Below are 23790 nucleotides of genomic sequence, written 5' to 3'. Positions count from 1 at the left end.
TTCGTCGAATTTTCGCCCTCGCGCCGATTTGACCGTGCGCGCGGCTTTTTAACGCCACTTGTTCAGCGTTGCCTTAATGGCATTGCTCGTAGGGTGGGCTCGGTGAGTCCACCCGTGGTTTCAATGGTAGTGGCCTATGCGGCGTGGGCTCTCCGAGCCCACCCTACTGAAACGCGACCTCGGCGAAGCTGCGCAGCTTGCGGCTGTGCAAGGCGTCCGGGCCGCGCTCGCGCAGGATTTCCAGGGCGCGGATGCCGATGCGCAGGTGCTGGTCGACGCGCTCGCGATAGAAATTGTTGGCCATGCCGGGCAGCTTGATCTCGCCGTGCAGGGGCTTGTCGCTCACACACAGCAAGGTGCCGTAGGGCACGCGAAAGCGGAAGCCGTTGGCGGCAATCGTCGCCGATTCCATGTCCAGCGCCACCGCGCGGCTTTGCGAGAAGCGACGCTGCGGGGTGTTGTCGGGCAGCAGTTCCCAGTTGCGGTTGTCGGTGGTAGCCACCGTGCCGGTGCGCAGCAGACCCTTGAGGGCGGCACCGGACAGGCCGGTGACATCGGCCACGGCGGTCTGCAGAGCGAGCTGGATTTCGGCCAGCGCGGGAATCGGCACCCAGATCGGCAGGTCTTCGTCGAGCACATGATCTTCGCGCACGTAGGCATGGGCCAACACGTAGTCGCCGAGTGCCTGGGTGGTGCGCAGGCCTGCACAGTGGCCGAGCATCAGCCAGGCATGCGGGCGCAGCACGGCGACGTGATCGGTGATGGTTTTGGCATTGGCCGGGCCGACGCCGATGTTGATCATGGTAATGCCGCTGCCATCTTCGCGGATCAGGTGATAGCCGGGCATTTGCGGCAGGCGCGGCGGGATTTTGCCGAGTGCGTCGAGTTCACCAGCAGACAGACCGCTGCGCCGCGCGATGAGGTTTCCGGGCTGCACAAATGCCAGATAGGGGCTGGCCGGATCGGCCATGGCCGCCAGGCCCATGGCGACGAATTCGTCGATATAGAACTGGTAGTTGGTGAACAGTACGAAGTTCTGGAAATGCTCGGGCGAGGTGCCGGTGTAGTGGCGCAGGCGCTGCAGCGAATAATCCATGCGCGGGGCGGTGAACAGCGACAGCGGGTGGGCCTCGCCGGGCAAAGTGGCGTGGGTACCGTTAGCGATGCCATCGTCCATTACGGACAGGTCGGGCAGATCGAACACGTCGCGCATCAGCAGGCGGCGCTCGGCGCTCATGCTGCCTTCGATGTGGTCGTAATCGCTGAAGGAGAAATGCACCGGAATCGGCAGCGAACTGATGCCGACTTCCAGATCGACGTCGTGGTTCTGCAATAGCAGGCGGAACTGCTCGCGGTAGTAATCGGCGAACAGGTCAGGACGGGTCAGTGTGGTTTCGTAGTGACCGGGGCCGGCAACGAAGCCGTAGGACAGGCGCTTGTCCGCGCGGTTGGCCTTGGCCACACTGGTGGTCTGCAGGCGCACGAAGGGATAGCAGGCGCGTACGCGCTGCTGTGCCGGCGTGTCTTCGCTATCGAAGTTGCCACCGGATACGAAATGCTGCAGCGCGTTGCGCAGATGGCTGATGCTGTCCGCGTAGATGAGCTGGACTTGCGCCAGTGCGGCGTCGGCATCAGTGAAGCGTAGCGGGGCAATGAAGGGCGGGCGTTGAGGCATGACGGGGCAGGCTCCGGAGGTTTGGCCATCTCGATCAGGATCAGGCAAGCATACTGCATGCAAGGAAACGGGCGTTGCGTCGCGGCTGAATCGGCAGCTGGAGGCTCGACTGGATTTAGGGGCGAGTAGCGTGCTTCCGAGTTGATCAATCCTTGTCAAAACCGTCATTCCGGACTTGATCCGGAATCCAGAAGACAGGTGGAAAGGGGACTGGATTCCGGATCAAGTCCGGAATGACGGAGGAGGAGCTGTTCAAGAACTTGCGAAGCACTACCCTGAATCGCTCCCATGTCCGGCGTGCGACTGACGTAGCACCTACAGAAAACCTGCCATGCCCATCCGCAATCGAGCCGAGACGCGAAGACGAGCCGCAGACTGTGCTGGAGCACGATCAGCTTTCTGGCCGCCGCCACAGCCACATAGCGACCACCAGCATCACCCCGGCCACGCCCAGCGTGGCCCACAGGGGTGCCCCGGAGAACCCCATAAGCAGGGCACTTGCAGCCATCATGCCTGAAGACGCCCATTTGGCGCGCCTTGGCATGGCACCGTGTTCGCGCCAATTGCGGATGCTGGTGCCCCAGCGCGGGTGATTCAGCAACCAGGCTTCCAGTGCCGGCCAGCCGCGTCCGGCAGCCCAGGCGGCGGCGAGCAGGAAGGGCACGGTCGGCAGGCCCGGCACGAAGATGCCGATGAAACCCAGCGCCAGGCACAGCAGTGCGAGCAGCCGCCAGACCAGACGAATGGCCAGCAAGCGCATCAGCGTACGCTGAGCGTGTCGACGTAAAACGTCTCCACCCGCTCACGCGCCCAGGGCGTCTGGCGCAGGAACTTCAGGCTGGATTTGATACTCGGATCAAACATGAAACAGCGCGCCGGAATCTGCCGTCCCAGCTCCTCCCAGCCGTAGTACTGCACCAGGCGGGTCAGGATGGTTTCCAGGGTGATGCCGTGGAGGGGGTTGTTGGCTTGGGTATTCATGGCAATCGGCACAAATGAGGATAGCTCGCAGTGTAACGGGCATGGCCGTGCAGAGTGCGGCCGAAGCGTAAAGCAATGTGCCGGAGTTCCTTTTTGGCCGCTATCAACCTTACCCACGACATGGCTGCAATTTCCCGCCAAAGCCGTAGACTGAAGCAAGCCTATTCTCCGTGCCGATAATGTCTTCAAAGCTTTCTGACCTCCGCTTCGATCATCGTTTCACAGACGCCCTGCCAGCTGATCCCGAGAACACGGTTCAGCCGCGTCAGGTGTACGGTGCGGCCTACTCCCTGTGCGCGCCGACGCCGGTAGCCGCGCCGCAGATGCTGGCCTGGTCGGCGGATACTGCCGCGCTGCTGGGCCTGAGCGCTGAGCCCGAAGCGATGGCCGCCGAGGTTTTCGCCGGCAATCGTCTGCTGCCGGGCAGTCAGCCTTACGCCACCTGCTACGGCGGTCACCAGTTCGGCAACTGGGCCGGGCAGCTCGGTGACGGGCGCGCGATTTTGCTCGGCACGGTGATCGGCGCCGATGACAATCGAATTGAAGTGCAGCTGAAGGGTGCCGGCATGACGCCCTATTCGCGCCATGCCGACGGCCGCGCGGTGCTGCGCTCCTCGATCCGCGAGTACCTGTGCAGCGAGGCTATGCATCATCTGGGCGTGCCGACCACGCGCGCGCTGTGTCTGGTCGGCACCGGAGACCCGGTCGTGCGCGACATGTTCTACGACGGGCATCCGCAGCAGGAAGCTGGCGCTATCGTCACGCGTCTGGCGCCGAGTTTTTTACGCTTCGGCCACTACGAAATCTTCGCTGCGCGCGGCGAACTCGGCCTCTTGCGCCAGTTGCTCGACCACACCCTCACGACGCACTTCCCCGAACTCGGCGCGCCTTCGCCGGAGGCCTATATCGCGTGGTTTGCCGAAGTCTGCCAGCGCACGGCCGTGATGGTCGCACACTGGATGCGAGTGGGCTTTGTGCATGGAGTGATGAACACCGACAACCTGTCGGTGCTGGGCCTGACGATCGATTACGGCCCCTATGGCTGGATCGACAATTTCGACCCCGCCTTCACCCCCAACACCACGGATCGCGGCGGGCGTTATGCCTACGCCCAGCAGGCGCGGGTGGCCGGCTGGAATCTGAATTGCCTGGCCAATGCCCTGATGCCCGTCGTGAAAAATCAGGCGGCGCTCGAAGCCTGTCTGGATGAATACGCCGAGCATTTCGAAACGCACTATCTCGCCATGCTGCGCGACAAGCTGGGCCTGCCACAGGATGGCTCGGCCGAGGCCGATTTCAAGCGCATCAGCGCGCTGTTCGCATGTTTTGCGGCAGCCGATACCGACATGACAATTTTCTATCGTGCACTGGCGCAGATTGCTCCTGACACGCCCGCCGATGCGGCACTAGCCGAAATTTCCCCCGCCTTCTATGCGCCGCCATCCTCCACCGCACAAGCACAATTCGCGCTCTGGCTGGCCGATTGGCAGGCCTGCCTTGCCGCCTCGCCCGAATCCGTTGCGGATCGCCGCACACGCATGCACGCCGCCAACCCCTGGATCATCCCGCGCAACTGGCTGGCGCAGGACGCCATCAAGGCCGCCGAGGCCGGCGACATGAGTGTGCTGGAGCGATTGATGCGCGCGATCCGCAATCCGTATCTGGAGCAAGCCGAATTTACCGACCTGGCCGCCCGCCGGCCGGACTGGGCGCGCAACGAGCCGGGCTGTTCGGCGCTGTCCTGCAGTTCCTGAGCGCATTGCGCAATCAGTCTTTCGGCCTGAAATGGGGCTGGTTTTGAGCAAATCGATAACGCTCAACGGCCCCACGACGCACGCCAGAAGTGGCCGCTTTTGGCGACGAGCTGACAGAGCCTAGCTTCCCGAGTTTGTAAACGGCTCCAGCCTCTGCCCATGCCATCTGATCTCGAAAGACAGAGGCAGGAGCAGAGCCTGATTTCTTAGCGCAAGGGCGTGAATTCGTAGCCTTTGCCACGCACGCTCAGTGTGCCAATGGCCGAGCCGGGGAAGTGGTATCCCGCCACTAACAGATTGTCAGGAATCGCAAAGTCGGCCAGTTGGCGACGCACTACCCGAGAGGCTTCCGCTTCCATATCAAACCTCACGGCCCAATCCGGATTGCGTACGAAGAGTGCCGCCACGTTCGTAGCATCAGCCCAGTAAAGCAACTTGCGCTGGCGACCCTCAATCAGGAAAACCGTGTGGCCGGGAGTATGGCCATGCGCGGCAATGGCCCGCACGCCTGGCAACACCTCAGCGCCCGGAGTAAAGCGCTGTATCGACGCCGCGCTGGGGCCAAAAACCCGGCGCGCTGCGTTGAAATTGCCGCGTGAGTTTTCGGGCGTTGCCGCCATGCGGGCATCATCCATCCACCAATCCCACTCAACGGACGGCACATGGATTTTTGCGTTCGGGAACACAAGCTCTCCTGCTTTGGTGCGCAAGCCATTGATGTGATCACCATGGAAATGTGAAACCACGACGGCGGTGATCGACTCGGGAGAAATCCCCGCTTTTTTCATGCGCGCTAGCATCAAGCCCGTGCCGGACGCGGCGAATTCACCATTGCCGGCGTCGAAGAGCACGCGTTGCCCGCGAATATCCACCACCAGAGGGTTGAAGGGGATATCAAGCTTGTCGGTGGGCAAGCCTGCCTCCTGCAGCGCCGCCTTGACTTCAGGCAGAGGCGCATTGCGTACGAAATCCGCGTCTAGCGAGCGAGTGAGAAAACCGTCATTGATCAGCGTGACGGTTGTTCCGCCCAGATCGACCCGCGTCACGCCATCTCCCAGAACATTCGAGCGAGGCTCGCTGCTTGCACAGCCCGCCAGTACTCCACTCATCAGAACCGCCGCAAGCACGGCCCGGCCTGCTTCAATCTGCATACACGTTGATTTCATGTCTTGCTCCATTCAGTTTTTATAGGTCTCTTAGGCGCAATGCTCGGCGTCAGCCAGACTCAGCCTCCTGGCTTGCTGCGTGCTCAAACCCAAAAGCCAGTTTTCCCAACCCAGCACTGGCGTCTGCCCTGCGGGCCAAGTCAAACATTGCAAGGCCAGTCTAGGTCTACAGGTAAACCCTGAATACCGTCGCAAGACAATTTCTTTGTGCGGATCTGCAATCGCGTGCCATGATTTCCGCAATGAAAATCCGGGTGTCGCGCAGCCAGCTAGTGTCCAGTGTCATGCGCAGGGCAATCGTATAAGCACGAACGGCCTGTGGGGGCACGAAACTCCGCGTTTAACGTGCTCCGGTTGGTTGCGCAAATGCGAGCCAAATCGCTCAGGCTGATGGTCTGTTGGTAAAGCTCCTGTACGTAGCTGGCGGCTCGGCCCATGCGGCTGGAACGCACATCCTCTGCGGCAACCTGCAAATGCAGCGCGGGCTTGACGGGCCGGCAGATTCTGCAATCATCAGGCCGATGAACCCCGCCCACCGCCCCGCCAGCCTGCTGCTGCAATGGCATCTTTCGGATGCCTGCAATCTGCGCTGCACGCATTGCTATCAGGACGAGTTCGAACCTGAAGAACGCGGACTGGCGGACTGGCAGCAGGTGCTCGATGATTATCTGCATCTGCTGCGCACGCCCTCCGCAATCCGTGGGCATATCAACGTGACCGGCGGCGAGCCGTTTGCGCTGCGCGATTTTCCGGCGCTGCTGGATCGTTTTGCGCAGCAGCGCGCGGATTTCAGCTTTGGCATCCTCACCAACGGCACGCTGATCGACCGCAGCATGGCGCGCCGTCTGCGCCACTGGCAGCCGGGCTTCGTGCAGGTGAGCATCGACGGCGTAGCGGCCACGCACGATGCGATTCGTGGCGCCGGCAGTCATGCCCGGGCGGTGGCGGGGATTCAGGCGCTGCTGGCGGAAGACATCAAGGTGCTGATTTCCTTCACCGCACAGCCGGACAACTTCCGCGAATTCGGCGAGGTCGCGCGTCTCGGTCATGCGCTGGGTGTGGCGAAAGTCTGGTCGGATCGGGTCATCCCGGCCGGCCCGGATCTGGCGGCGCAGATGCTGAGCCCGGCACAGACTAGTGAATACCTGCACGTAATGGCCGAGGCGCGCGCAGCCCTGCCGGCGAACAGCAAGACCGAAATCGCTTTGCATCGTGCGCTGCAGTTTCTGGAGGGCGGCGACGCGGTGTATCGCTGCACCGCCGGCGATTCGCTGATCACGGTGATGCCGGACGGCACGCTGTATCCCTGTCGACGCCTGCCGATTCCAATGGGTAACGCCTATGAACGCCCGTTGATTGAACTGTACGCGGACAGCCCGATGCAGGCGATCCGCCAGCCGCTGGCGCAGGAAGGCTGCACCAGCTGCGGTTTTGCTGGGCAATGTCAGGGCGGCCTGCGCTGTTTGAGCTGGGCCGTGCACGGCCGCCTGGATCAGGCCGATCCGGGCTGCGAGCTGGCCGGGCCAACGCGTACGCCGCGTGTGCGGATTCCGATTCATTCTGCTTGAGGCAAACGCTTGCGTTACCGCAGGTTCAATTCGCAGCGCGAACGCGCGAACACTTGCCGGCAGTGCGGCTCAATCGAGCGCGTAGCGTCTCACCCAGACGGCGAGGGCTGCCGTGGGGACGAAACTGAGTGCTCATGCGGATTTGCCAGGGATTGGAAGTGGTCAATTGCGGCCTCTAGGTTCAATCACGCAACAAAGGCTAACGAAAGTGCAGAACGAAGTTTTTATCTTCTAAAGAACTTTGAACCTCCGCTTTGAAGCCTGACCGCGAATACCGCATGTGGCCGACAACTACCGACCCTAACGCCCGCAGGCCGACACCACAACAGCGCCGTGATCAGGCACCCAGGATGCGTCGCGCGCAGCATTTGGCCATGTTTTGACACCGAGTCCACGTGCGCGATGCGCACCCTGCAAAACTGCAGCCTGCGGGTGAACCGATGACAGTCTGAAGAGACCCACGGGGCGGACCTCTTCGGCAGGGGTTGCTGCAGAGGTCCGCTGGGTGAGGGTCTTGGCGGAAGCCGGCGGCGGCGGATAAACACGCGTTTGTAATGAGAAAGCGGCCCGCAGGCCGCCTTAATGGGCGAACCGTGGTCCGTGCTCAGAGTTCGGCGCCGCCCATGAGAAAACCCAGACCGCCGAGAATGATGATCAGCACCACCAGAAAGCCGATGGCGGCGCCGAAGCTGGTGCCTCCCTGACGAGCCAGCTCGGCATTGATCAGAGTTGGCGTGCCCTCCGCCGTGATCTCGCGGATTTTCTGCTCGACGTGGAGTTTGTAGAGATGGTTGCCGAACATGCCGAAGCAAACTGTCATGGCAATGCTGATGGCACTTGAAAGTGAGCTGGGCAGATCGAGAGCCAGCTCAAGGAGCGTTTCAGCGACCACCACGGCAATGAAGATGCCGCAAAACTTGTACATCTTGCGATAGGCCATCCACAGAAAACCGAACAGAAAAGCGCCACCGTTGAAAGAGATAATCGACCCCTTGTGTTCTGACCCACTCCATTTGTGACGGTAGTAGTCATATTTTTTTCCGATGAATGTCGCCACGGCGACATCTTCGGCAATGGCTTCTGCCTGAGTGGATTCGCCGATCAGATCAGCTTGTGGCGGCAGATAGGGGTTGGTGTTGTCCATGATGGCTTGTGGAAAGTGGTTGGGCCGGAACATGATTCTGGCATTGGTTGGGTGGCGTGTCCATTTTGCCGGCGTGAGTTGCTCCGTGCGTATTCCAGTCAATCTCTTCAGATTCCGCGCTTTGTGTGGGAGACCCGCGTGTTCTGGCTTGCGTCATACACCGTCGTCAGCGCCGCGCTGGTGTACTGACTGTCCGGCGTCACCGTTTCGCGCGCCCAGGGAATCTGCCCCAGATACCAGACGCGCCAGAAGGCCAGGGGCACGTCGGGGCGCTGGTGTAGCAGGGTTTCAAAGTTGCTGACTGCGCCGATGGACTCGCCAGTGGCGGCCAGCAGACTTTCATAGACGAGCTTGGAGCAGAACTGGCCCGAGGAATGCAGGTTGAAACCGAGGTCGTACCAGCGCCCCATGCGCGCATGCGCTGCAGCGGCGAGCCGGCTTTCCTCCTCGCTGCTGAGCGCCTGCAGCGGGCGGCGGATGGCCACATAGCCCGCTTCGGAGCGGCCCACGAAGCGGCTCAGCGGGGTGATTACGGAACGGGGAACTTTGCTCTCAGCCACCAGTGGCTCGGCGCCCGAGGTGTCGATGACGATGCCGACGTGATTCGTCCAGCCGCCACTGGCATCGGCCACCTTGCGCAGCAGGTAGTAAGGCTCGCGCGTGAACACCACATCGCCGACTTTGACTGCTTGTGTCATCGCTACCGGCAAGCTGGCGCGCGGTGTGAACAGGGCCGCGTGCAGATCGTTCAAGCCGAGCAGGCCAAGGGGTGAGAGCAGCACTGCGACGAGGATGCACCGCCAGATGCGGTTTTTCATGAAAGCCTCCGATAAAACTACATATCGAAACATTTCGATATGTTTGGTAAAAAATGTACGGAACTCAGGCGTTCCGCTCCACGTAATCGGCCACGTTGCCGAAAACTTCCTGCAGCAGCGGCTTGTTGAGCCAGAAATACACTTCCTTGCCGATCTTCTCCGAGGCCAGCACGCCAGCCTCGCGCAGGATCTTCAGGTGATGCGAGACGGTGGAACGCGCCAGCGTCGACACCTCGGCGATCTGCCCCACGTTCAGCCGCTCGCCCGGCTCGAAGCTGAGCACGATGCGTTGGCGATGCTCGTCGCCGAGGGCGATGAATACCGCAGCCATGCTGTGCCAGGCGGGCGGAATTGCGCGGGAGTAGTCTTTGTTCACATCGATAGTTTTCGATATGTCGGCGGGTTTGTCAAGGCTGATGGTTATTGGCGCGCTGGCGCCCGCTAGTTGCGTACTTGGGCGGCCCAGATTTTTTCGATATCCACCGGCACCTTGACGTCTTCGTGGGTCAGTCCACCGACCAGGGCGAACTCTGCGCGGCTTGTTTCGCGCCACATCGGTTCCAGCATGGGAATGCCGTGGCTGTTGATGAAGCTGTGCACCATCAAGGGGGTGCTGCCACAGGCGCGCCTGGAGACGACGGCCGTGTCCCCATTCTTGAGTTTGACCAGTGCGCCGGGTGGGTAGAGCCCGAGTTCCTTGAGTAGCAGACCGCCGAATTCGTTCTGGTGCTGCTTCTCCTGCACGAAGACGGCCTTGATGGCGGAGGCGGAATCCAGCGCCTTGCGGGTGGGGCGGGCTATCAGCAGGGCACTGTAGATGTCGGCGGTACGCAGCAGCAGGGTTTCCGGGTTAAGCGCGGTTTTGGCACCGGGGTAGCCGCTGCCGTCGGGCGCTTCGTGATGGTCGAGCGCGATTTGCAACCACAGGGCGTCCTCCACGCCCGCTGCTTGCAGCAGAGCGTGACCGGCTTGGGGGTGTTCCGTGATGAGTTTGCGTTGAATCTCGGTAATCGCCATGCGCTGCAGGGCCATGATGCTTTGTGCTTCGGCCATGCCCAGGTTCATGGTCAAGGCGGCACAGACGGTGCTGCATCGCTGATCGTCGGTCCAGTCGAGTTTGCGGCTGAGGAATTCGACCAGGATGGCGACATCCACACTGTGGGCGACCGCGTATTTGCTGTGTTCGTGAATCTGGATGCCAGCCAGCGCTACGTCCGGGGTGCCATCCACAAGCACTTTGATGGCATGTGCGAGCTCTTGTGTGTGGGCGGTGAAGTCGGGCTCCTGGCCGGCATTGCGCAGCAGCAGGAGCAGCTTGCCGGCGATGGCGTCGCGCAGGGTGAAGGTGTTGAGGGCCTTGACTGGTGGAGGCGGCGGGGCGGGCGGCGGGGCTGCCGTCAAATTCAGCTGCTGCCAGGCTTTGTAGTCCTCGGCTTCGACAAAGACGCCACGTTTGATCAGCGAGGCGATCTGGTTTGGATCGGACAACATGAAGCCACGGCGCAGCAGCAGTTCGCCCGTTTCGTCGTAAAGATTCCAGGCCAGAAGTTTGTCTGGCCGCAGCAGCGTGGCGGCAAGCGGTAAAAATTGCATGACGCGTACCTCCGTGTGAGAGATTGGCCCCTGAACAGTCAGTATCGGCGGGGGCTGCGTGAACTCAAGGACAAGAGCGTCTGGGTGCGTAAACAATTGTGTGCGCGCCAGGGCAGAAGGCGTCTGCTTGTGCAGGCGACCCTTTGGCCGCAAGCCCCGGATTCCTCTGTGCGGCATGCCGGGCGACAGGCGTGCACTAGCGTGATCGGGCTGGATCTATAGAATGCAGGCCTCTGCCTGAAGACGCTTGCCGGGCGGACTTCTGCACCATGCCTGCTCGCAGAGCAATGCGGGGTGCGGCTTTACAGGCATCTTGTTGAAAATATTGGTCCCCGCTCATGTCTCTTGATGTTCCCGGCTGGCTCAGCATCCCCGCCAGCTTCCTGCAGGAATCCGGCCAGATCTGGCTGCGCGAGCCGGAAGGCAAGAACCGTCAGTTGCTGATCAAGCAGTTGATGGATGGCATCTACCCGCATCCTTTTGTCATGGATGACGGCAAGGTGCGGCGCCTGCACTTCTCGCTGCGTCTGGTGCAGAGCGAGATGCGTCTGGACGCGCCGGACGAGCTGGCGGTGATCTATACGCGCGCGATGATGGGTTTCCTGCTCTTCCATCCGATTCCGAAACACGTGGTGATCATCGGTCTGGGCGGCGGTTCGCTGACCAAGTATTGCTACCGCAATCTGGCACGCAGTCGGGTGACCAGCGTGGAGCTGATGGAGGGCGTGATCGCCTGCCGCGACTGGTTCCAGATTCCGCCGGACGACGAGCGCCTGAAGATCGTGCAGGCCGACGCGGCGGATTATTTTGCGGGCGAGCCGGATGGGGCGGACGCGATCCTGCTCGATGCTTACGACGAAGAGGGCGTGGCGCCGCAGCTATGCACGCTGGTCTTCTACGCCAATCTGCGCGCCCACCTGAAGCCGCGCGGCGTGCTGGTGGCCAACATCTCGGGCTACAGCATCACCGCCGAGACGCACATCGATCTGATCCGCAAGGCCTTCGACGGGCGCATGGTGGCGGTGGATGTGGTCAGCGACGGCAACCGCATCGTGTATGCCTTCAACGATCCGGGCTTCCCGCCGGACTGGCAGCGCCTGATGCGCGCGGCGCGCGAGCTGGAAGGCAGGCATCCCTTCGAGTTCACCAAGCTGCTGCGCGACATGGAGCGCAGTGCGCAGCGCGACAAGCGCAAGGGGCGGCGTTAGCGCCAAGAAAATTACCAGTAAGGCGCGGCTTTTGAAGTCTTTGACTTTGAATTTCGACTTGCGACTTGCGACTTGCGATAAGCGACCTCCGCCACCGCGCGCAGCCTGACTGTGCAGGCGGCTATCTGCAGAGCCACGCCCCGCGCGGCTTTCAGGGCACCTCTGAATAGTGCATGCGTCCTTGCACCCGGGCGGCGTGGGCGGCCAGGCGGGCTGAGAAACTTTTCTCGTATTTGCGCGGATTCGGCAGCATCACCGCCAGGCGGGCGGCTTGCTCGGCCCCCAGCTGGGCGGCTCCGATGCTGTAGTAGCGACGCGCGGCGGCTTCGGCGCCGAAGATGCCGCTGCCCCACTCCACGGAATTCAGATACACCTCCAGGATGCGCCGCTTGCTCCACAGGGTTTCGATCATCAGGGTGATCACAGCCTCCTGGGCCTTGCGCACATAGCTGCGGCTGGGGCTGAGGAACAGGTTCTTGGCCAGCTGCTGGCTGATGGTCGATCCGCCGGCCACCGCTTTGCCCTTCTTTTGATTCTTCTCCATGGCCTTCTGGATGCCGTTCCAGTCGAAGCCGTCGTGATCGACGAAAGTGTCATCCTCGGCCGCGATCACGGCACGTTTGAGCTGCAGCGAAATCCGTTCATAGGGCTGCCATTGATGGCGCAGCTGGGCTTTGGGGTCTTTCTGGCGCAGCTCGCTCAGACGAATGGCCATGAAACTGGTCTCGCTCGGGTTCGCCCATTTCCACCACATCACCCAGCCCAGCAACCACAGGTGCCACAGGACGATGAGCAGGATCAGGGCAAGGAGGGCGCGTCGCGTCCAGAGGGCCAAGGTTTTCATGGGGGTGGAGGATGCAGGAGCTAGGCGCGCAGGGCAAGCGCCAAGCCCGACCCAGATCAACAAATGGTTTTCAACTCCCTGTATCCTTGCGGTTTTCCCTTATTCGATGCGGCCCTTGAGGTTGCGCTTCCGATAACGCTTTGCCGGGCTTTGCCGCCCTTGACGACAATGACTCAAGTGATCAAAACCATCGATTTCAAGAATGACTGGGCCCTGCTGGGCTTGCCGCCGCACGTGATCGAAGTGCTCAGCGCCGCCCCTGCCATTCATGTGGCCGAGCATCGCGAAGACTTGCTCAACTGGGCGCTGAACCGCGAGGCCGGGACGACCGACTGGTCGCATGGCAACCGCGAAGACAAGGGAGAGATCGAAGTCGGTTTCGAGGTGCCGGGCAAGGGCTATATCGCCGAAGCCAAGGTCACCAAGGCGCGCAACGGCATTTGTATCAACTTCATCGATCCGAAGATGCGCCGCCGCGATCCGGACGCGATGGTCATCGGCGACAAGCTGCCGACCGACAAGCCGACCTATCAGGAACGTTTTGGCGAGAGTTTCGACAAGACGCGCCAGAAGACGCTGGACTGGTTGAAGACGCAAGAGCTGATCGTGGTGCCTTTCTATGCTGGCCCCGATGAACTGGGCTATGGCGCTCTGGCCATCGTGCCCAAGGCTGCGGCCTTCTTCGCCGGCGCCCTGGCCGATCTGCAAGGCATGATCGCCAACAGCGCCGTGCCTTCGAATTTCAAGCTGTCGGGTGGTGTGATTTTCATTGCCCCGCATTTCCGCCACACCCATTTCGACGGCAAGCAAGTCGTCGTGCATGCGCGCGCCGAATCGCATCAGGAAGTTTTCGCCTACAACCTGTATCCCGGCCCGTCCGCCAAGAAGGGCGTGTATTCGCTGCTGCTGGACATCGGCGAGCGCGAAGGCTGGACCACCAACCACTGCGCAGCAGTCGGGGTGGTGACGCCGTATGACAACCAGACCATCATCATGCACGAAGGCGCCTCGGGCGGCGGCAAGAGCGAGATGACCGAGCACGTGCATCGCATGGAAGACGGCCGCCTGCTGCTGGGCAAGAACGTCGTCACCGGCGAAGAGCGCACCCTGAATCTGCCTGAAGCCTGTCATCTGAACCCGATGGCCGACGACATGGCCTGCGCCCACCCGCACTACAACGAAGGCCAGACCAAGCTGCACATCAAGGATGCTGAAGCCGGCTGGTTCGTGCGCGTGGATCACATCAAGGCCTACGGCACCGATCCGCATCTGGAGCGTCTGGTCATGCATCCGGATCGCCCGCTGATTTTCCTGAATCACTACATCGTGCCTGGCGGTCAGGCCCTGCTGTGGGAACACATCGAGGATTCGCCCGGCAAGCCTTGTCCGAATCCGCGTCTGATCATTCCGCGCGACATGATTCACGACGTGCAGGAAGGCCCGGTTGCCGTCGGTATCCGCAGCTTCGGCGTACGTTGTCCGCCCACGCACAAGGACAGCCAGCTCTACGGCATTCTCGGCATGTTGCACATCCTTAGCCCGGCTTTGGCCTGGCTATGGCGTCTGGCCGCACCGCGCGGTCACGCCAACCCGTCGATCCAGGATTCGGCTGCCGGCGGGATGCAGTGCGAAGGCGTCGGTTCCTACTGGGCATTCTGTACCGGCAAACGCGTCGATCAGGCCAACCTGCTGCTGCGTCAGTTCGTGGCAAATTCCGACACCCGTCACGTCCTGATCCCGAATCAGAACATCGGCGCCTGGCATGTCGGCTTCATGTCCGAATGGGTCGCTCGCGAGTATCTGGCGCGGCGTGGTTCGGCGCGTTTCCATCGCGAAGAACTGGTTGCTTCGCCCTGCTCCCTGCTCGGCTACGTGCCGCGCCAGGTCAAGGTCGAAGGCTCGATGATTCCGCCGGTGCTGCTGCACGTGCAAAGCCAGCTCGAAGGCGGGCCGGAGGTGTTCGAACACGGCGCGCAGATGTGGCGCGAATTCTTCAAGCGTGAGCTGACGCCCTTCCTGACGCCGGAGCTTGATCCGCTGGGCCGCAAGATCATCCAGGCCTGCCTGAACGATGCGACGCAGGAAGATTACTGGAAGCTGATTCCGCATTCCATGTTCAAGGACTGAGTGTCATCTTCAGGACCTAAAATTGCTTCTAAACAGCCGGCCATGCCGGCTGTTGCACATCCACCGATTCAGAGAGCCCCTACACCATGAGCACACTCGCCGCCCAGCTTGAGCAGATGGAAAACCATCGCTCCGTCTTCGAAAACGAAGTCCGCAAACTGCCTCTGCCGACCTGCACCGCCTTCGGCAGTGCCGCCGCCCCGCAAGCCATCGCCTTCGCCGCGACCGACCGCGTCCTGAGCACGCGCGACAGCGCCACCGTGGCCGCGCGTTTCCCGCAGTCCGTCGCGGCTTCGGGCAATGTCGTGTTGCGTGCTGACGGACTCGCGCCGACCCGTGTCTCCGGCAAGCGAGTTGCCGCGCTGTTCTCCGGCGGCCCGGCCGCGGGCGGGCATAACGTGCTGTGCGGCATCAAGAAACTGCTCGGCGCCGACAACACCCTGTTCGGCGTCAAGGGCGGCCCCAAGGGTCTGCTCCAGGGCAAGCTCTTCGAGATCACCGATGCCGATGCGGCCAGCATCCTGAATACTGGCGGTTTCGACTTCCTCGGCACCGACCGCACCAAGATCAAGACGGCCGAGCAGTTCGAGCAGGTCAAGCAGACCTGTATCACCCATAACCTGGACGCCATCGTCATTATCGGCGGCGACGACTCCAACACCAACGCCGCACTCCTGGCTGAGTTCCTCTACACTGGCATCAAGGCCGACGGCTCCGGCGTGCAGGTGCTGGGCGCGCCCAAGACCATCGACGGCGACCTGCAAGTGCCGGGTCTGCTGCCGATTTCCTTTGGCTTCGACACCGCCACCCGCATCTACGCCGAGCTGGCTGGCAACATCCTGCAGGACACGCGCTCCTCGGTGAAATACTGGCACTTCATCAAGTTGATGGGACGCTCCGCCTCGCACGTCACGCTCGAAGTCGCGCTGCAGACCAAGCCGGCCGTGACTCTGATTTCCGAAGAAGTCGCCGCGAAGAAAATGTCGCTCGGCGCCATCGTCGAACAGATCGCCAATGCCGTCGTTGATCGCTACAAGAACAAGGGCCTCAAGCACGGCGTCGTGCTGGTGCCCGAAGGCCTGATCGAATTTATCCCCGAGATCAACGCCCTGCTCGCCGAGCTCAATGATGTCGTCGCGCACCACGCCGAGGCCTTCACGGCATTGCCCGCAGAGGCGCGCCCCGCCTTCGTCTCCAGCCACCTCGCCGCCGCCAATGCAACGCTGTTCGGCTCGCTACCGGCCTACATCGTCAACATGCTGCTGGCCGAACGCGACTCGCACGGCAATCTGCAAGTCTCGCTGATCCCCACAGAGCAACTGCTCAGCGACATGGTGCGCGCCCGCCTGGTCGCCACCGCGCCGGACGTGCCCTTCAGCACCCACCACCATTTCTTCGGCTACGAAGGCCGCTGCGGCGCCCCGACCCTGTTCGATGCCGCCTACACCTGGAACCTCGGCCTCACCGTCGGCGCCCTGATCCTCGCCGGCAAGACCGGCTACATGGCCAGCGTCTCCGGCCTGACATCGGGCGGCGAGCCGCTGGCGATTCCGCTGACCGGCCTCTTCAACGTCGAGCGCCGTCACGGGCAGGATGAATACGTCATCGAAAAGGCGCTGGTGCGCACCGAGGCAGCGGCCATGCAGTTCTTCGTCTCGCGCCGCGCCGCCTGGGCTGCCGACGACTGCTTCGCCTCACCCGGCCCGCGCCAGTTGTGGGGCCCCGCCGCGCGCCAGATGCCGATGACTGTGGCCCTGAACGAAGGCGCGGACTCGCTGCTGTTCAAGATCGGCGAGTAAGCCGTTCTCGTCGCGTGCAAAAGGCCCATCCCGTCCGGATGGGCCATTTTTTTGGGCCCTGCCTGAAGAGCCGCACCCAGTAAGCCTCTCCAGTCATGCATCTCGCACAGCGCCGTCCTGCGCGGCTCTTCGGGCAGGCTTGCTGCAGCCGCAATCCCCGTGCGATTTGCACAATGCCGCGTCGCACCAACCCGGTGCCTTGACCTGTGGCAAGTCCGTACGGCTGCGCATGCCTAGAATCTTCGGCACCGATCAAACGATGGTGCTGCAATGGCAAAGATTCTCTCCGAGCGCATGCTCCTGTCCGGTGACGAAGCCGTCGCCCTTGCCGCCCTGAATGCGGGCGTTCTGCTCGGCACCGGTTACCCCGGCACGCCGTCCACTGAAATCCTCGAAGCCTTCGGCCAGCTAGGCGGCAAAGCGCAGTGGGCGCCAAACGAGAAAGTGGCGCTGGAAGTCGGCCTCGGTGCGGCCTTCGCGGGCGCACGGGCCCTGGTGACGATGAAGCACGTGGGCGTGAATGTGGCTGCCGACGTGCTGTTCACGGCGGCCTACACCGGCGTCACTGGTGGTCTGCTGCTGATCTCGGCCGATGATCCCGGCATGGCCTCCAGCCAGAACGAGCAGGACAACCGCAACTACGCGCGCGCCGCGGGCGTGATCATGCTGGAGCCAGCCGATTCGCAGCAGGCCTATGACTTCACCGGGGCGGGTTTCGCGATCTCCGAGCAATTCGGTCTGCCGGTGATCCTGCGCATGACCACTCGCGTGTGCCATTCCAAGAGCATCGTCGTGCCGCATCCGCTGGTACGCGGCGCGGCGCCGACCTTCAAGCGCGACATCCCGGCGCGCGTGATGATTCCGGCTCACGCCCGCCCGGCGCATCGCCGCCTGCGCGACAAGCTGGCGCGTGCCGCCGTGTTTGCCGAAAGCTGCGCGCAAACCCTCGTCGAGCCGCGTGGCAAGGCGCTGGGCATCATCACCTCGGGCATCACCGCGATGCACGCGCGCGATGCCGCGCCGGATGCGAGCATCCTGCAGCTGGGCCTGTCCTACCCACTGCCGATCAACGCGATCCGGGATTTCGTGGCTTCGGTCGAGCGCTGTCTGGTGATCGAGGAAGGAGATCCGATCCTCGTCACTGAACTGCTCGCCGCCGGCCTGAAAATCGAGGGCAAGTCCGAGCGCTTCCGCTTTGGCGAACTCAACGTGGACCGTGTACGCCGCATCATTGCAGGCGATGAATCCGAGGAAGCCAAAGCGCCACCGGGCAAGCCGCCGATGCTGTGCGAAGGCTGCTCGCATCGTCCGGTGTTCGAAACCCTGCGCGACATGAATTGCATCGTTGCCGGCGATATCGGCTGTTACACGCTGGGGGTTTTGCCGCCCTTCTCGGCGATGGACACTTGCGTGTGCATGGGCGCCAGCATCACCGTCGGCCTCGGCCTGCGCCATGTGCTGCCGTTCGAAGAGGCGAAGCGTGTCGTCAGCGTGATCGGTGATTCCACCTTCGTGCACAGCGGCCTCACCGGACTGGCCGAGATGGTCTACAACCCGCCAGCCACCGGCCACGTGCTGCTGATTCTGGACAATGGCACTACCGCCATGACCGGCCAGCAGGAACATGCCGGCACCGGTCGTGACTTGATGCACGGCGCTAGCCACAAGATCAACTTCGAGGAAGTCTGTCGCGCCATGGGCCTCAAGCAGGTCGTGACGGTCGATCCGATGGCCGGCGACGGCTCGCTGGAAGCGGCGATCACCACCGCCCTGGCGAGTGGCGAACTGGCCGTGATCGTGGCACGCCGCCCGTGCATTCTGGCCGCGCCGAAAATCCGCCAGTACGACAAGGCGGCCGCCGAAAAACTGCTGGCCCGCAATGCCGCGTGCAGCGCGGCCGTGGTCGACTGAGGACAAAACGATGAGCGAACAGAAAGTAGTGAACGTGGTGGTCGCCGGTCTGGGCGGGCAGGGCGTGGTGAAAGCCTCCGACATCCTCGCCGACGTGGCCTTCCGCGCCGGGCTGGACGTGAAGAAGAGCGAGATTCACGGCATGAGCCAGCGCGGTGGCTCGGTCGCCAGCGACGTGCGCTTCGGCCCGCGCGTGAATAGCCCGATGATCACGCGCGGCGAGGCGGATTGCCTGATCGTCGTTGCACCGGATCAGATGGACGTGAACCGCCATGTGCTCAAGCCGGGCGGCGTGCTGGTCTCACCCGAGGCACTGGCGAATGTACCCGGCAAGCTGCAGGCCAAGTCCATCAACGTGGCGCTGCTCGGCGTGCTCAGCACGCATCTCGATCTGCCGGTCGAGATCTGGGAAGAGGCCATCAAGGCCAATCTGGCGGAGAAGCATCACAAGTTGAATCTGGAAGCCTTTGCGCAGGGGCGGGCAGCTGCAGCACAGCAGGCGTAGGCAGCAATCAAAACTATAAGAGGGGACAAAACATGATGTTGCGAGAAAGCTGGAACGATCTTGGCCAGGGCTTCCACCCGGTCTCGGCGCCGGATTATCTGCCCACCGCGCAGCTGCGCGATCTGCAGCTGCGTCGCCTGCAGGCCATCGTGGCGCGGGCCTATGACAACGTGAAGCTGTTCCGCGAGCGCATGGACGAGCGCAAGCTCACGCCCGCCAACATCGAATCACTGGCAGATCTGGCCAAGCTGCCTTTCACGATCAAGACGGATCTGCGCGACACCTATCCCTTCGGTCTGTTCGCCAGCCCGATGAATGAGGTGGTGCGCCTGCATGCTTCCAGTGGCACCACCGGCAAGCCGATTGTCGTCGCCTATACGCAGGAAGATGTGCAGGTGTGGGCTTCGGTGATGCTGCGAACTTTCGCCTCGGCCGGCGTGCATCGCGGTGACATCGTGCAGAACGCCTACGGCTACGGCCTGTTTACCGGCGGACTTGGCGCGCACTACGGGCTGGAGGCCATTGGCGCCACCGTGGTGCCCACCTCTGGCGGCAACACCGACCGCCAGATCATGCTGATGCGGGATTTCGGCGTCACCGGTATTTGCTGTACGCCGAGCTACTTTGTGCACCTGATCGAGCGCGCCCGCGAACTGGGCGTGGATCTGAAGGATCTGCCGCTGCGCGTCGGCGTGTTCGGTGCCGAGCCCTGGACCGATGCGATGCGTCAGCACATCGAGCAGGAGAGCAACATCAAGGCCTACGACATCTACGGCCTCTCCGAAATCATCGGGCCGGGCGTCGGCAGCGAGTGTTCGGCGCAAAGCGGCCTGCATATCTTCGAGGACCATTTCTATCCCGAGATCATCGACCCGGAAACCCTGCAGGTGCTGCCCGACGGCGAGGAAGGCGAACTGGTGCTGACTACACTGTCCAAGCGCGCCATGCCGATGATCCGCTACCGCACGCGCGACATCACCCGTATCATCACCGAGCAGTGTTCGTGCGGCCGCACCATCCGCCGCATCGCCCGTATCGGCCGCCGTTCTGATGACATGTTCATCATCCGGGGCGTAAACGTGTTCCCCTCGCAGATCGAAACTGCACTGCTCGCCGTGGAAGGCGCGCTGCCGCACTACCGCATCATTCTTTCGCGCGACAAGGGGCTGGATCAGATGGGCGTGGAGGTCGAAGTCAGCGCCGACGTCTTCAGCGATCAGGTGCGCGCCATGGAAGAGCTGCACAAGCGCCTGTCGCACAGCATCGAGCGCATCACCGGCATTCGCGCCGCATTGCGGCTGGTGGAACCGTACAGCATTCCGCGCAGCGAAGGTAAGGCCAAGCGCGTGTGGGATGAACGCAAGGACTGACTCTGTAGGTGCGGCTTCAGCCGCACGCCACGCGTGGTGGCCGACTGAAGTCGATCCTACAAAACGCTGTACATGGCCGCCCGAAGCCGGCCTTACATGAGAACGGAGAACCCAAGCCATGAAAGTCACCCAGATTTCCAGCTTCATCGAGAATCGCCCGGGCCGCCTGCACGCGGCTTGCGAAGCGCTTGCCGCCAAGGGAGTAAACATCCACACCCTGATGCTCGCCGACACCTCCGAATTTGGCATCCTGCGGCTGATCGTCGCCGACCCGGCCGCCGGCAAGGCCGCGCTGGAAGCGGCAGGCTACATCGCCAAGTTGACCGACGTTGTCGCCGTCGAAATTCCCGATGACGCAGGCGGCCTCGCCGGCATCCTCGCCAAGGCAGACGCGGCAAGCCTCAACATCGAATACATGTACGCCTTCAGCACGGCCGTGGGCAAACGTGCAATCGTCATCATCCGTTTCAGTGATGCCGATCGGGCGGTAAATGAACTGCAGCAGCGTGGCGTGAACGTAGTGGCACCGGTGGAATTGCTGCAGGCCTGACCTGGATTCCCACAACAAGATTCACGACGTCATTCCGACGGTGGAGGATTTCAAGCTGTTACGCGAGTTGGCTGGGGGGGCCACCTGAAGCATTGCCACTCGGCCGCACCACTACCCTGACGGCGGCTGAAGGCCTGAGCCAATTTTACGCAAAGTTTGGGTTTAGGGCCCGGCCCCAGAGCCGACCGGGGATGCAGATGCGGCACTAGACGCCCGTATATGCCTGCAAAGCGACTCCGCGTCTGCCCGTGCGAGTAGCTTGTAGCGCACCTCTATAGAGATGGTCGCGTTCGTGCTCCTCCCTCCGCACGTCGCCTGCCCTTTCAGGATGTGATGAAAGTCACACTCCGGGGCAATTCTGGCATAAGTCCTTGGCGTAATTGTGGGATAGTGCAGGCCGTGCTGAAGGCATATCAGTTCCGTACAAGCCATTGATAAATTTGGCGAATTTGGTGTTTAAGGGGTGGTAAAATGATCGGAAAGCGTGTGAGTGTGGCATTCGTTGGCAAGGCGGTAGTGGCGTCGGCCGTTTTGGCTTTGGTTGCGTGTGGCGGCGGGGGCGGGGGCGGTGGAGGCGGCTCCAGCAGTTCCAGCAGCACGACGGGCAGTTCTGGCGGCAGCTCGAGCTCGGGCGGCCCGGCTGTCATCACTAATTACGCAGCTGGCGGCAGCCTGTCGCTGTATTCGGGCAGTCTTGGTGGCTATGGCTACAACAACGCCAGCGGCAGTGCGGCGCGCTTTGATGAGCCTTTTGCGCTGGCTCGTGACACCAATGGCGATATCTACGTTGCCGACTACTATGACCACACCATTCGTAAAGTCACTGCATCCGGCACCGTCTCGACTTTTGCAGGGAAGCCCTATGTAGCTGGGCATGTCGATGGCTCGACGGGTAACGCCCGCTTCAACGGACCCGCAGGCATGGCCATCAGCAATGGCGTGCTCTACGTTGCCGATGTTGATGACCAAACCATTCGCAAGATCTCGGGTGGTGTTGTCTCTACCCTGGCCGGCCTGAGTGGCATCTCTGGCAGCGCGGATGGCATGACGGCAGCGGCGCGCTTTAATTCACCCAAGGGGCTGGCACTGGATAGCTTCGGCAATCTCTTTGTCGCAGACTCCGTTAGTCACACCATCCGCAAGGTCAGCAGCGCTGGCGCTGTCTCGACCTTTGCCGGATTCGCCGGCTCAATGAGCGGCAGCAACGGCACCGGTTCCAGTGCACGCTTTGCAAGCCCTGAGGCGCTCACTGTTGATGCCAGCAACAATGTTTACGTGGGCGACTACAACGGCATTCGCAAAATCACGGCAGCTGGGCTGGTGACGACCCCCGTTACTTCGTCTGATCTTTCATCTCTGGGTGGGTGTAACGGCATCATTGCCGGTTTAGCCGTTGATGCGGGTGGCAGCATTTATGTTAGTACCGGGACCCGTATCTGCAAGGTTGCCAGCAACGGCACAATCAGCTTCCTCGCTGGCAGTGGCAACTACGACGTCGTTGATGGAACAGGCGCATCAGCCAGTTTTTATACCAAAGGTATGCTCATCAACGCGAGCGGCGATACGCTCTACCTTGCCGACCGCTTCGCCGTGCGTCAGCTTTCAATTGCGACGGCGACTGTAAGCACGATTGCCGGCAAGGGATATGGCGACAGGTACGGCTTTCTCGACGGCGCCGTGGCTAGCGCGAAGTTCAAGCAACCCTATGGGATTGCCGCAGATGCCTTGGGCCGGCTGCTGGTGACGGATAGCGTTAACTTCCTGTTGCGCCGGATCGAGGCGGGGACGGTAAGCAGTCTTGCTGGCACGGCTGGTGGCTCCGGTACGGCGGACGGTAGCGGCACGGCAGGGCGATTCTCGTCCCCGAGTTCGGTCGCCACGGACGCGAACGGGAATGCCTATGTGGCGGATGGCAACGCCATACGCAAGATAAGCGCTGCTGGCGCGGTCAGTACCTTGGCCGGCAATATCACGACTGCAGGCACGAGTGATGGAAATGGTACGGCCGCACGCTTCAATGACCCGGACGGACTGAGCGTCGATAGCTTGGGCAATGTCTTCGTTGTAGAAGGCAACAGCCATACGATCCGCAAGATTACAGCGGCCGGTGTGGTCACTACTTTCTGTGGGCTTGCTGGAACGAGTGGCAGCACTGATGGCAATTGCGCATCGGCACGCTTCAATCGGCCTCACGACATCACCCAGGACAGCAGCGGCAATCTGTATGTGACTGATACGCTTAACCGGACCGTGCGCAAGATCACAGCTGCCGGCGTGGTCACTACATTGGCGGGCAGTGCCGGAACTGCGGGTTATATTGATGGCCCGCTTGCCGCGTCACGCTTCACGCTGCCGACGGCCATTACCATAGATGCCACGGGTAACTTATACATCGTCGACTATATTGACGCGGTTGTGCGCAAGATCTCCACTGCTGGTCAGGTCACCACGGTCGTTGGCAGTTCGGATGGACGCTGGATCGCTGCGACAGGCAGCCTGCCAGGGCATTTGAATGTGCCTAACAGCATGGCCGTCATTGGCAAGAAGCTCTATATCACCGATGAGAACGCCGTGCTAGTGGCGGATATTCCGTAAACGCCGCGTGTTTTGAGATTGAAAAGGCCCATCCCGTCGGGATGGGCTTTTTTCTGGGCGCTGCCTGCAGAGCCGCGCGGGGTTTGCCTGTGCAGGCAGCCTGCTTGCAGAAGACCGCCCCGTGCGGTTCTGCGGCAATGCACTTGCGCGCTGCGCCCGTCCGGGCTTATCGGTATGTCAGC

The 23790-nt window shown here is 62.0% G+C and carries 19 protein-coding genes; 10 read left to right on the top strand and 9 right to left on the bottom strand.

The features are described from left to right. Positions 1–163: 163 nt before the first annotated feature. The 3 genes from ABXR19_RS04935 to ABXR19_RS04925 form a co-directional block, all read right to left on the bottom strand. Complete coding sequence (locus ABXR19_RS04935; protein ID WP_354599983.1) at positions 164–1675, bottom strand: AMP nucleosidase; 1512 nt, start codon at positions 1673–1675, stop codon at positions 164–166. A 391-nt stretch (positions 1676–2066) separates the two neighbouring features. Continuing rightward, entirely contained in the window at positions 2067–2435 is a 369-nt protein-coding gene (locus tag ABXR19_RS04930; protein WP_354599982.1) for a YbaN family protein, read from the bottom strand. Continuing rightward, entirely contained in the window at positions 2435–2656 is a 222-nt protein-coding gene (locus ABXR19_RS04925; RefSeq protein ID WP_354599981.1) for a VF530 family protein, read from the bottom strand. Before ABXR19_RS04925 ends, ABXR19_RS04930 begins: the two co-directional genes overlap by 1 nt. Before the next feature lie 179 nt (positions 2657–2835). On the opposite strand from ABXR19_RS04925, the gene ABXR19_RS04920 reads away from it, so the two are divergent. Next, positions 2836–4410 carry a protein adenylyltransferase SelO gene (locus ABXR19_RS04920; RefSeq protein ID WP_354599980.1) on the top strand — a complete coding sequence of 525 codons (1575 nt, stop codon included), beginning with the start codon at positions 2836–2838 and terminating at the stop codon, positions 4408–4410. A gap of 206 nt (positions 4411–4616) precedes the next feature. Here the strand turns inward: ABXR19_RS04920 and ABXR19_RS04915 are convergent, their stop codons facing one another. Next, entirely contained in the window at positions 4617–5576 is a 960-nt protein-coding gene (locus tag ABXR19_RS04915; RefSeq protein ID WP_354599979.1) for an MBL fold metallo-hydrolase, read from the bottom strand. A 521-nt stretch (positions 5577–6097) separates the two neighbouring features. Between ABXR19_RS04915 and ABXR19_RS04910 the strand changes: the two genes are divergently transcribed. Beyond that, positions 6098–7144 carry a radical SAM/SPASM domain-containing protein gene (locus ABXR19_RS04910; RefSeq protein WP_354599978.1) on the top strand — a complete coding sequence of 349 codons (1047 nt, stop codon included), beginning with the start codon at positions 6098–6100 and terminating at the stop codon, positions 7142–7144. A 604-nt stretch (positions 7145–7748) separates the two neighbouring features. Here ABXR19_RS04910 and ABXR19_RS04905 read toward each other — a convergent pair. From ABXR19_RS04905 to ABXR19_RS04890, 4 genes are all read right to left on the bottom strand, one after another. Further along, positions 7749–8321 (bottom strand): DUF2628 domain-containing protein, encoded by a 573-nt coding sequence (locus ABXR19_RS04905; protein ID WP_354599977.1) that lies wholly within the window; start codon positions 8319–8321, stop codon positions 7749–7751. 74 nt (positions 8322–8395) lie between these two features. Then, complete coding sequence (locus tag ABXR19_RS04900) at positions 8396–9106, bottom strand: YiiX/YebB-like N1pC/P60 family cysteine hydrolase (RefSeq protein WP_354599976.1); 711 nt, start codon at positions 9104–9106, stop codon at positions 8396–8398. A 64-nt stretch (positions 9107–9170) separates the two neighbouring features. After that, positions 9171–9482, bottom strand: a complete 312-nt coding sequence (locus tag ABXR19_RS04895; RefSeq protein ID WP_354599975.1) for an ArsR/SmtB family transcription factor — start codon at positions 9480–9482, stop codon at positions 9171–9173. Positions 9483–9547: 65 nt separating this feature from the next. After that, positions 9548–10699: an HD-GYP domain-containing protein gene (locus tag ABXR19_RS04890; RefSeq protein ID WP_354599974.1), complete on the bottom strand. Its 1152-nt coding sequence runs from the start codon at positions 10697–10699 to the stop codon at positions 9548–9550. 338 nt (positions 10700–11037) lie between these two features. Here ABXR19_RS04890 and ABXR19_RS04885 point away from each other — a divergent pair, with 338 nt between their 5' ends. Beyond that, complete coding sequence (locus ABXR19_RS04885) at positions 11038–11907, top strand: spermine/spermidine synthase domain-containing protein (protein ID WP_354599973.1); 870 nt, start codon at positions 11038–11040, stop codon at positions 11905–11907. A 151-nt stretch (positions 11908–12058) separates the two neighbouring features. On the opposite strand, the gene mtgA is transcribed toward ABXR19_RS04885, so the two are convergent. After that, the gene (gene mtgA, locus ABXR19_RS04880) at positions 12059–12751 is read right to left on the bottom strand and encodes a monofunctional biosynthetic peptidoglycan transglycosylase (RefSeq protein ID WP_354599972.1); all 693 of its coding nucleotides are present in this window, start codon (positions 12749–12751) and stop codon (positions 12059–12061) included. A 168-nt stretch (positions 12752–12919) separates the two neighbouring features. Here mtgA and ABXR19_RS04875 point away from each other — a divergent pair, with 168 nt between their 5' ends. The 7 genes from ABXR19_RS04875 to ABXR19_RS04845 all read left to right on the top strand — a co-directional run bounded on the left by ABXR19_RS04875 (position 12920) and on the right by ABXR19_RS04845 (position 23608). Next, positions 12920–14878 carry a DUF4914 family protein gene (locus tag ABXR19_RS04875; RefSeq protein ID WP_354599971.1) on the top strand — a complete coding sequence of 653 codons (1959 nt, stop codon included), beginning with the start codon at positions 12920–12922 and terminating at the stop codon, positions 14876–14878. A gap of 86 nt (positions 14879–14964) precedes the next feature. Then, positions 14965–16677, top strand: coding sequence for a diphosphate--fructose-6-phosphate 1-phosphotransferase (locus tag ABXR19_RS04870; RefSeq protein WP_354599970.1), 1713 nt, complete (start codon positions 14965–14967; stop codon positions 16675–16677). A 270-nt stretch (positions 16678–16947) separates the two neighbouring features. Then, positions 16948–18588 carry a thiamine pyrophosphate-dependent enzyme gene (locus ABXR19_RS04865; protein ID WP_354599969.1) on the top strand — a complete coding sequence of 547 codons (1641 nt, stop codon included), beginning with the start codon at positions 16948–16950 and terminating at the stop codon, positions 18586–18588. A 10-nt stretch (positions 18589–18598) separates the two neighbouring features. Continuing rightward, entirely contained in the window at positions 18599–19093 is a 495-nt protein-coding gene (locus ABXR19_RS04860) for a 2-oxoacid:acceptor oxidoreductase family protein (RefSeq protein ID WP_354599968.1), read from the top strand. Between the two features lie 35 nt (positions 19094–19128). Then, positions 19129–20463: a phenylacetate--CoA ligase family protein gene (locus tag ABXR19_RS04855; protein ID WP_354599989.1), complete on the top strand. Its 1335-nt coding sequence runs from the start codon at positions 19129–19131 to the stop codon at positions 20461–20463. A 118-nt stretch (positions 20464–20581) separates the two neighbouring features. Next, positions 20582–21013 (top strand): amino acid-binding protein, encoded by a 432-nt coding sequence (locus tag ABXR19_RS04850; RefSeq protein WP_354599967.1) that lies wholly within the window; start codon positions 20582–20584, stop codon positions 21011–21013. Between the two features lie 471 nt (positions 21014–21484). Beyond that, on the top strand, positions 21485–23608 hold the full coding sequence (locus ABXR19_RS04845) for an NHL repeat-containing protein (protein ID WP_354599966.1): 2124 nt from the start codon (positions 21485–21487) through the stop codon (positions 23606–23608). Positions 23609–23790: the final 182 nt, after the last annotated feature.

The sequence above is a fragment of the Uliginosibacterium flavum genome (genome assembly GCF_040566545.1).
Taxonomy (GTDB): Bacteria; Pseudomonadota; Gammaproteobacteria; order Burkholderiales; family Rhodocyclaceae; genus Uliginosibacterium; species Uliginosibacterium flavum.
Note: the sequence above shows the minus strand (reverse complement) of the source record. Positions and strands in the feature narration are given on the sequence as shown.

What these genes read in the sequence shown, in the direction of transcription:
- ABXR19_RS04850 (WP_354599967.1), top strand. Translation starts at nt 20,582, where the DNA reads ATGAAAGTCACCCAGATTTCCAGCTTCATCGAGAATCGCCCGGGCCGC.
- ABXR19_RS04935 (WP_354599983.1), bottom strand. Translation starts at nt 1,675, where the DNA reads ATGCCTCAACGCCCGCCCTTCATTGCCCCGCTACGCTTCACTGATGCC.
- ABXR19_RS04915 (WP_354599979.1), bottom strand. Translation starts at nt 5,576, where the DNA reads ATGAAATCAACGTGTATGCAGATTGAAGCAGGCCGGGCCGTGCTTGCG.
- ABXR19_RS04875 (WP_354599971.1), top strand. Translation starts at nt 12,920, where the DNA reads ATGACTCAAGTGATCAAAACCATCGATTTCAAGAATGACTGGGCCCTG.
- ABXR19_RS04920 (WP_354599980.1), top strand. Translation starts at nt 2,836, where the DNA reads ATGTCTTCAAAGCTTTCTGACCTCCGCTTCGATCATCGTTTCACAGAC.
- ABXR19_RS04900 (WP_354599976.1), bottom strand. Translation starts at nt 9,106, where the DNA reads ATGAAAAACCGCATCTGGCGGTGCATCCTCGTCGCAGTGCTGCTCTCA.
- ABXR19_RS04845 (WP_354599966.1), top strand. Translation starts at nt 21,485, where the DNA reads ATGATCGGAAAGCGTGTGAGTGTGGCATTCGTTGGCAAGGCGGTAGTG.
- ABXR19_RS04870 (WP_354599970.1), top strand. Translation starts at nt 14,965, where the DNA reads ATGAGCACACTCGCCGCCCAGCTTGAGCAGATGGAAAACCATCGCTCC.
- ABXR19_RS04865 (WP_354599969.1), top strand. Translation starts at nt 16,948, where the DNA reads ATGGCAAAGATTCTCTCCGAGCGCATGCTCCTGTCCGGTGACGAAGCC.
- ABXR19_RS04910 (WP_354599978.1), top strand. Translation starts at nt 6,098, where the DNA reads ATGAACCCCGCCCACCGCCCCGCCAGCCTGCTGCTGCAATGGCATCTT.
- ABXR19_RS04925 (WP_354599981.1), bottom strand. Translation starts at nt 2,656, where the DNA reads ATGAATACCCAAGCCAACAACCCCCTCCACGGCATCACCCTGGAAACC.
- mtgA (WP_354599972.1), bottom strand. Translation starts at nt 12,751, where the DNA reads ATGAAAACCTTGGCCCTCTGGACGCGACGCGCCCTCCTTGCCCTGATC.
- ABXR19_RS04930 (WP_354599982.1), bottom strand. Translation starts at nt 2,435, where the DNA reads ATGCGCTTGCTGGCCATTCGTCTGGTCTGGCGGCTGCTCGCACTGCTG.
- ABXR19_RS04855 (WP_354599989.1), top strand. Translation starts at nt 19,129, where the DNA reads ATGTTGCGAGAAAGCTGGAACGATCTTGGCCAGGGCTTCCACCCGGTC.
- ABXR19_RS04860 (WP_354599968.1), top strand. Translation starts at nt 18,599, where the DNA reads ATGAGCGAACAGAAAGTAGTGAACGTGGTGGTCGCCGGTCTGGGCGGG.
- ABXR19_RS04885 (WP_354599973.1), top strand. Translation starts at nt 11,038, where the DNA reads ATGTCTCTTGATGTTCCCGGCTGGCTCAGCATCCCCGCCAGCTTCCTG.
- ABXR19_RS04905 (WP_354599977.1), bottom strand. Translation starts at nt 8,321, where the DNA reads ATGTTCCGGCCCAACCACTTTCCACAAGCCATCATGGACAACACCAAC.
- ABXR19_RS04890 (WP_354599974.1), bottom strand. Translation starts at nt 10,699, where the DNA reads ATGCAATTTTTACCGCTTGCCGCCACGCTGCTGCGGCCAGACAAACTT.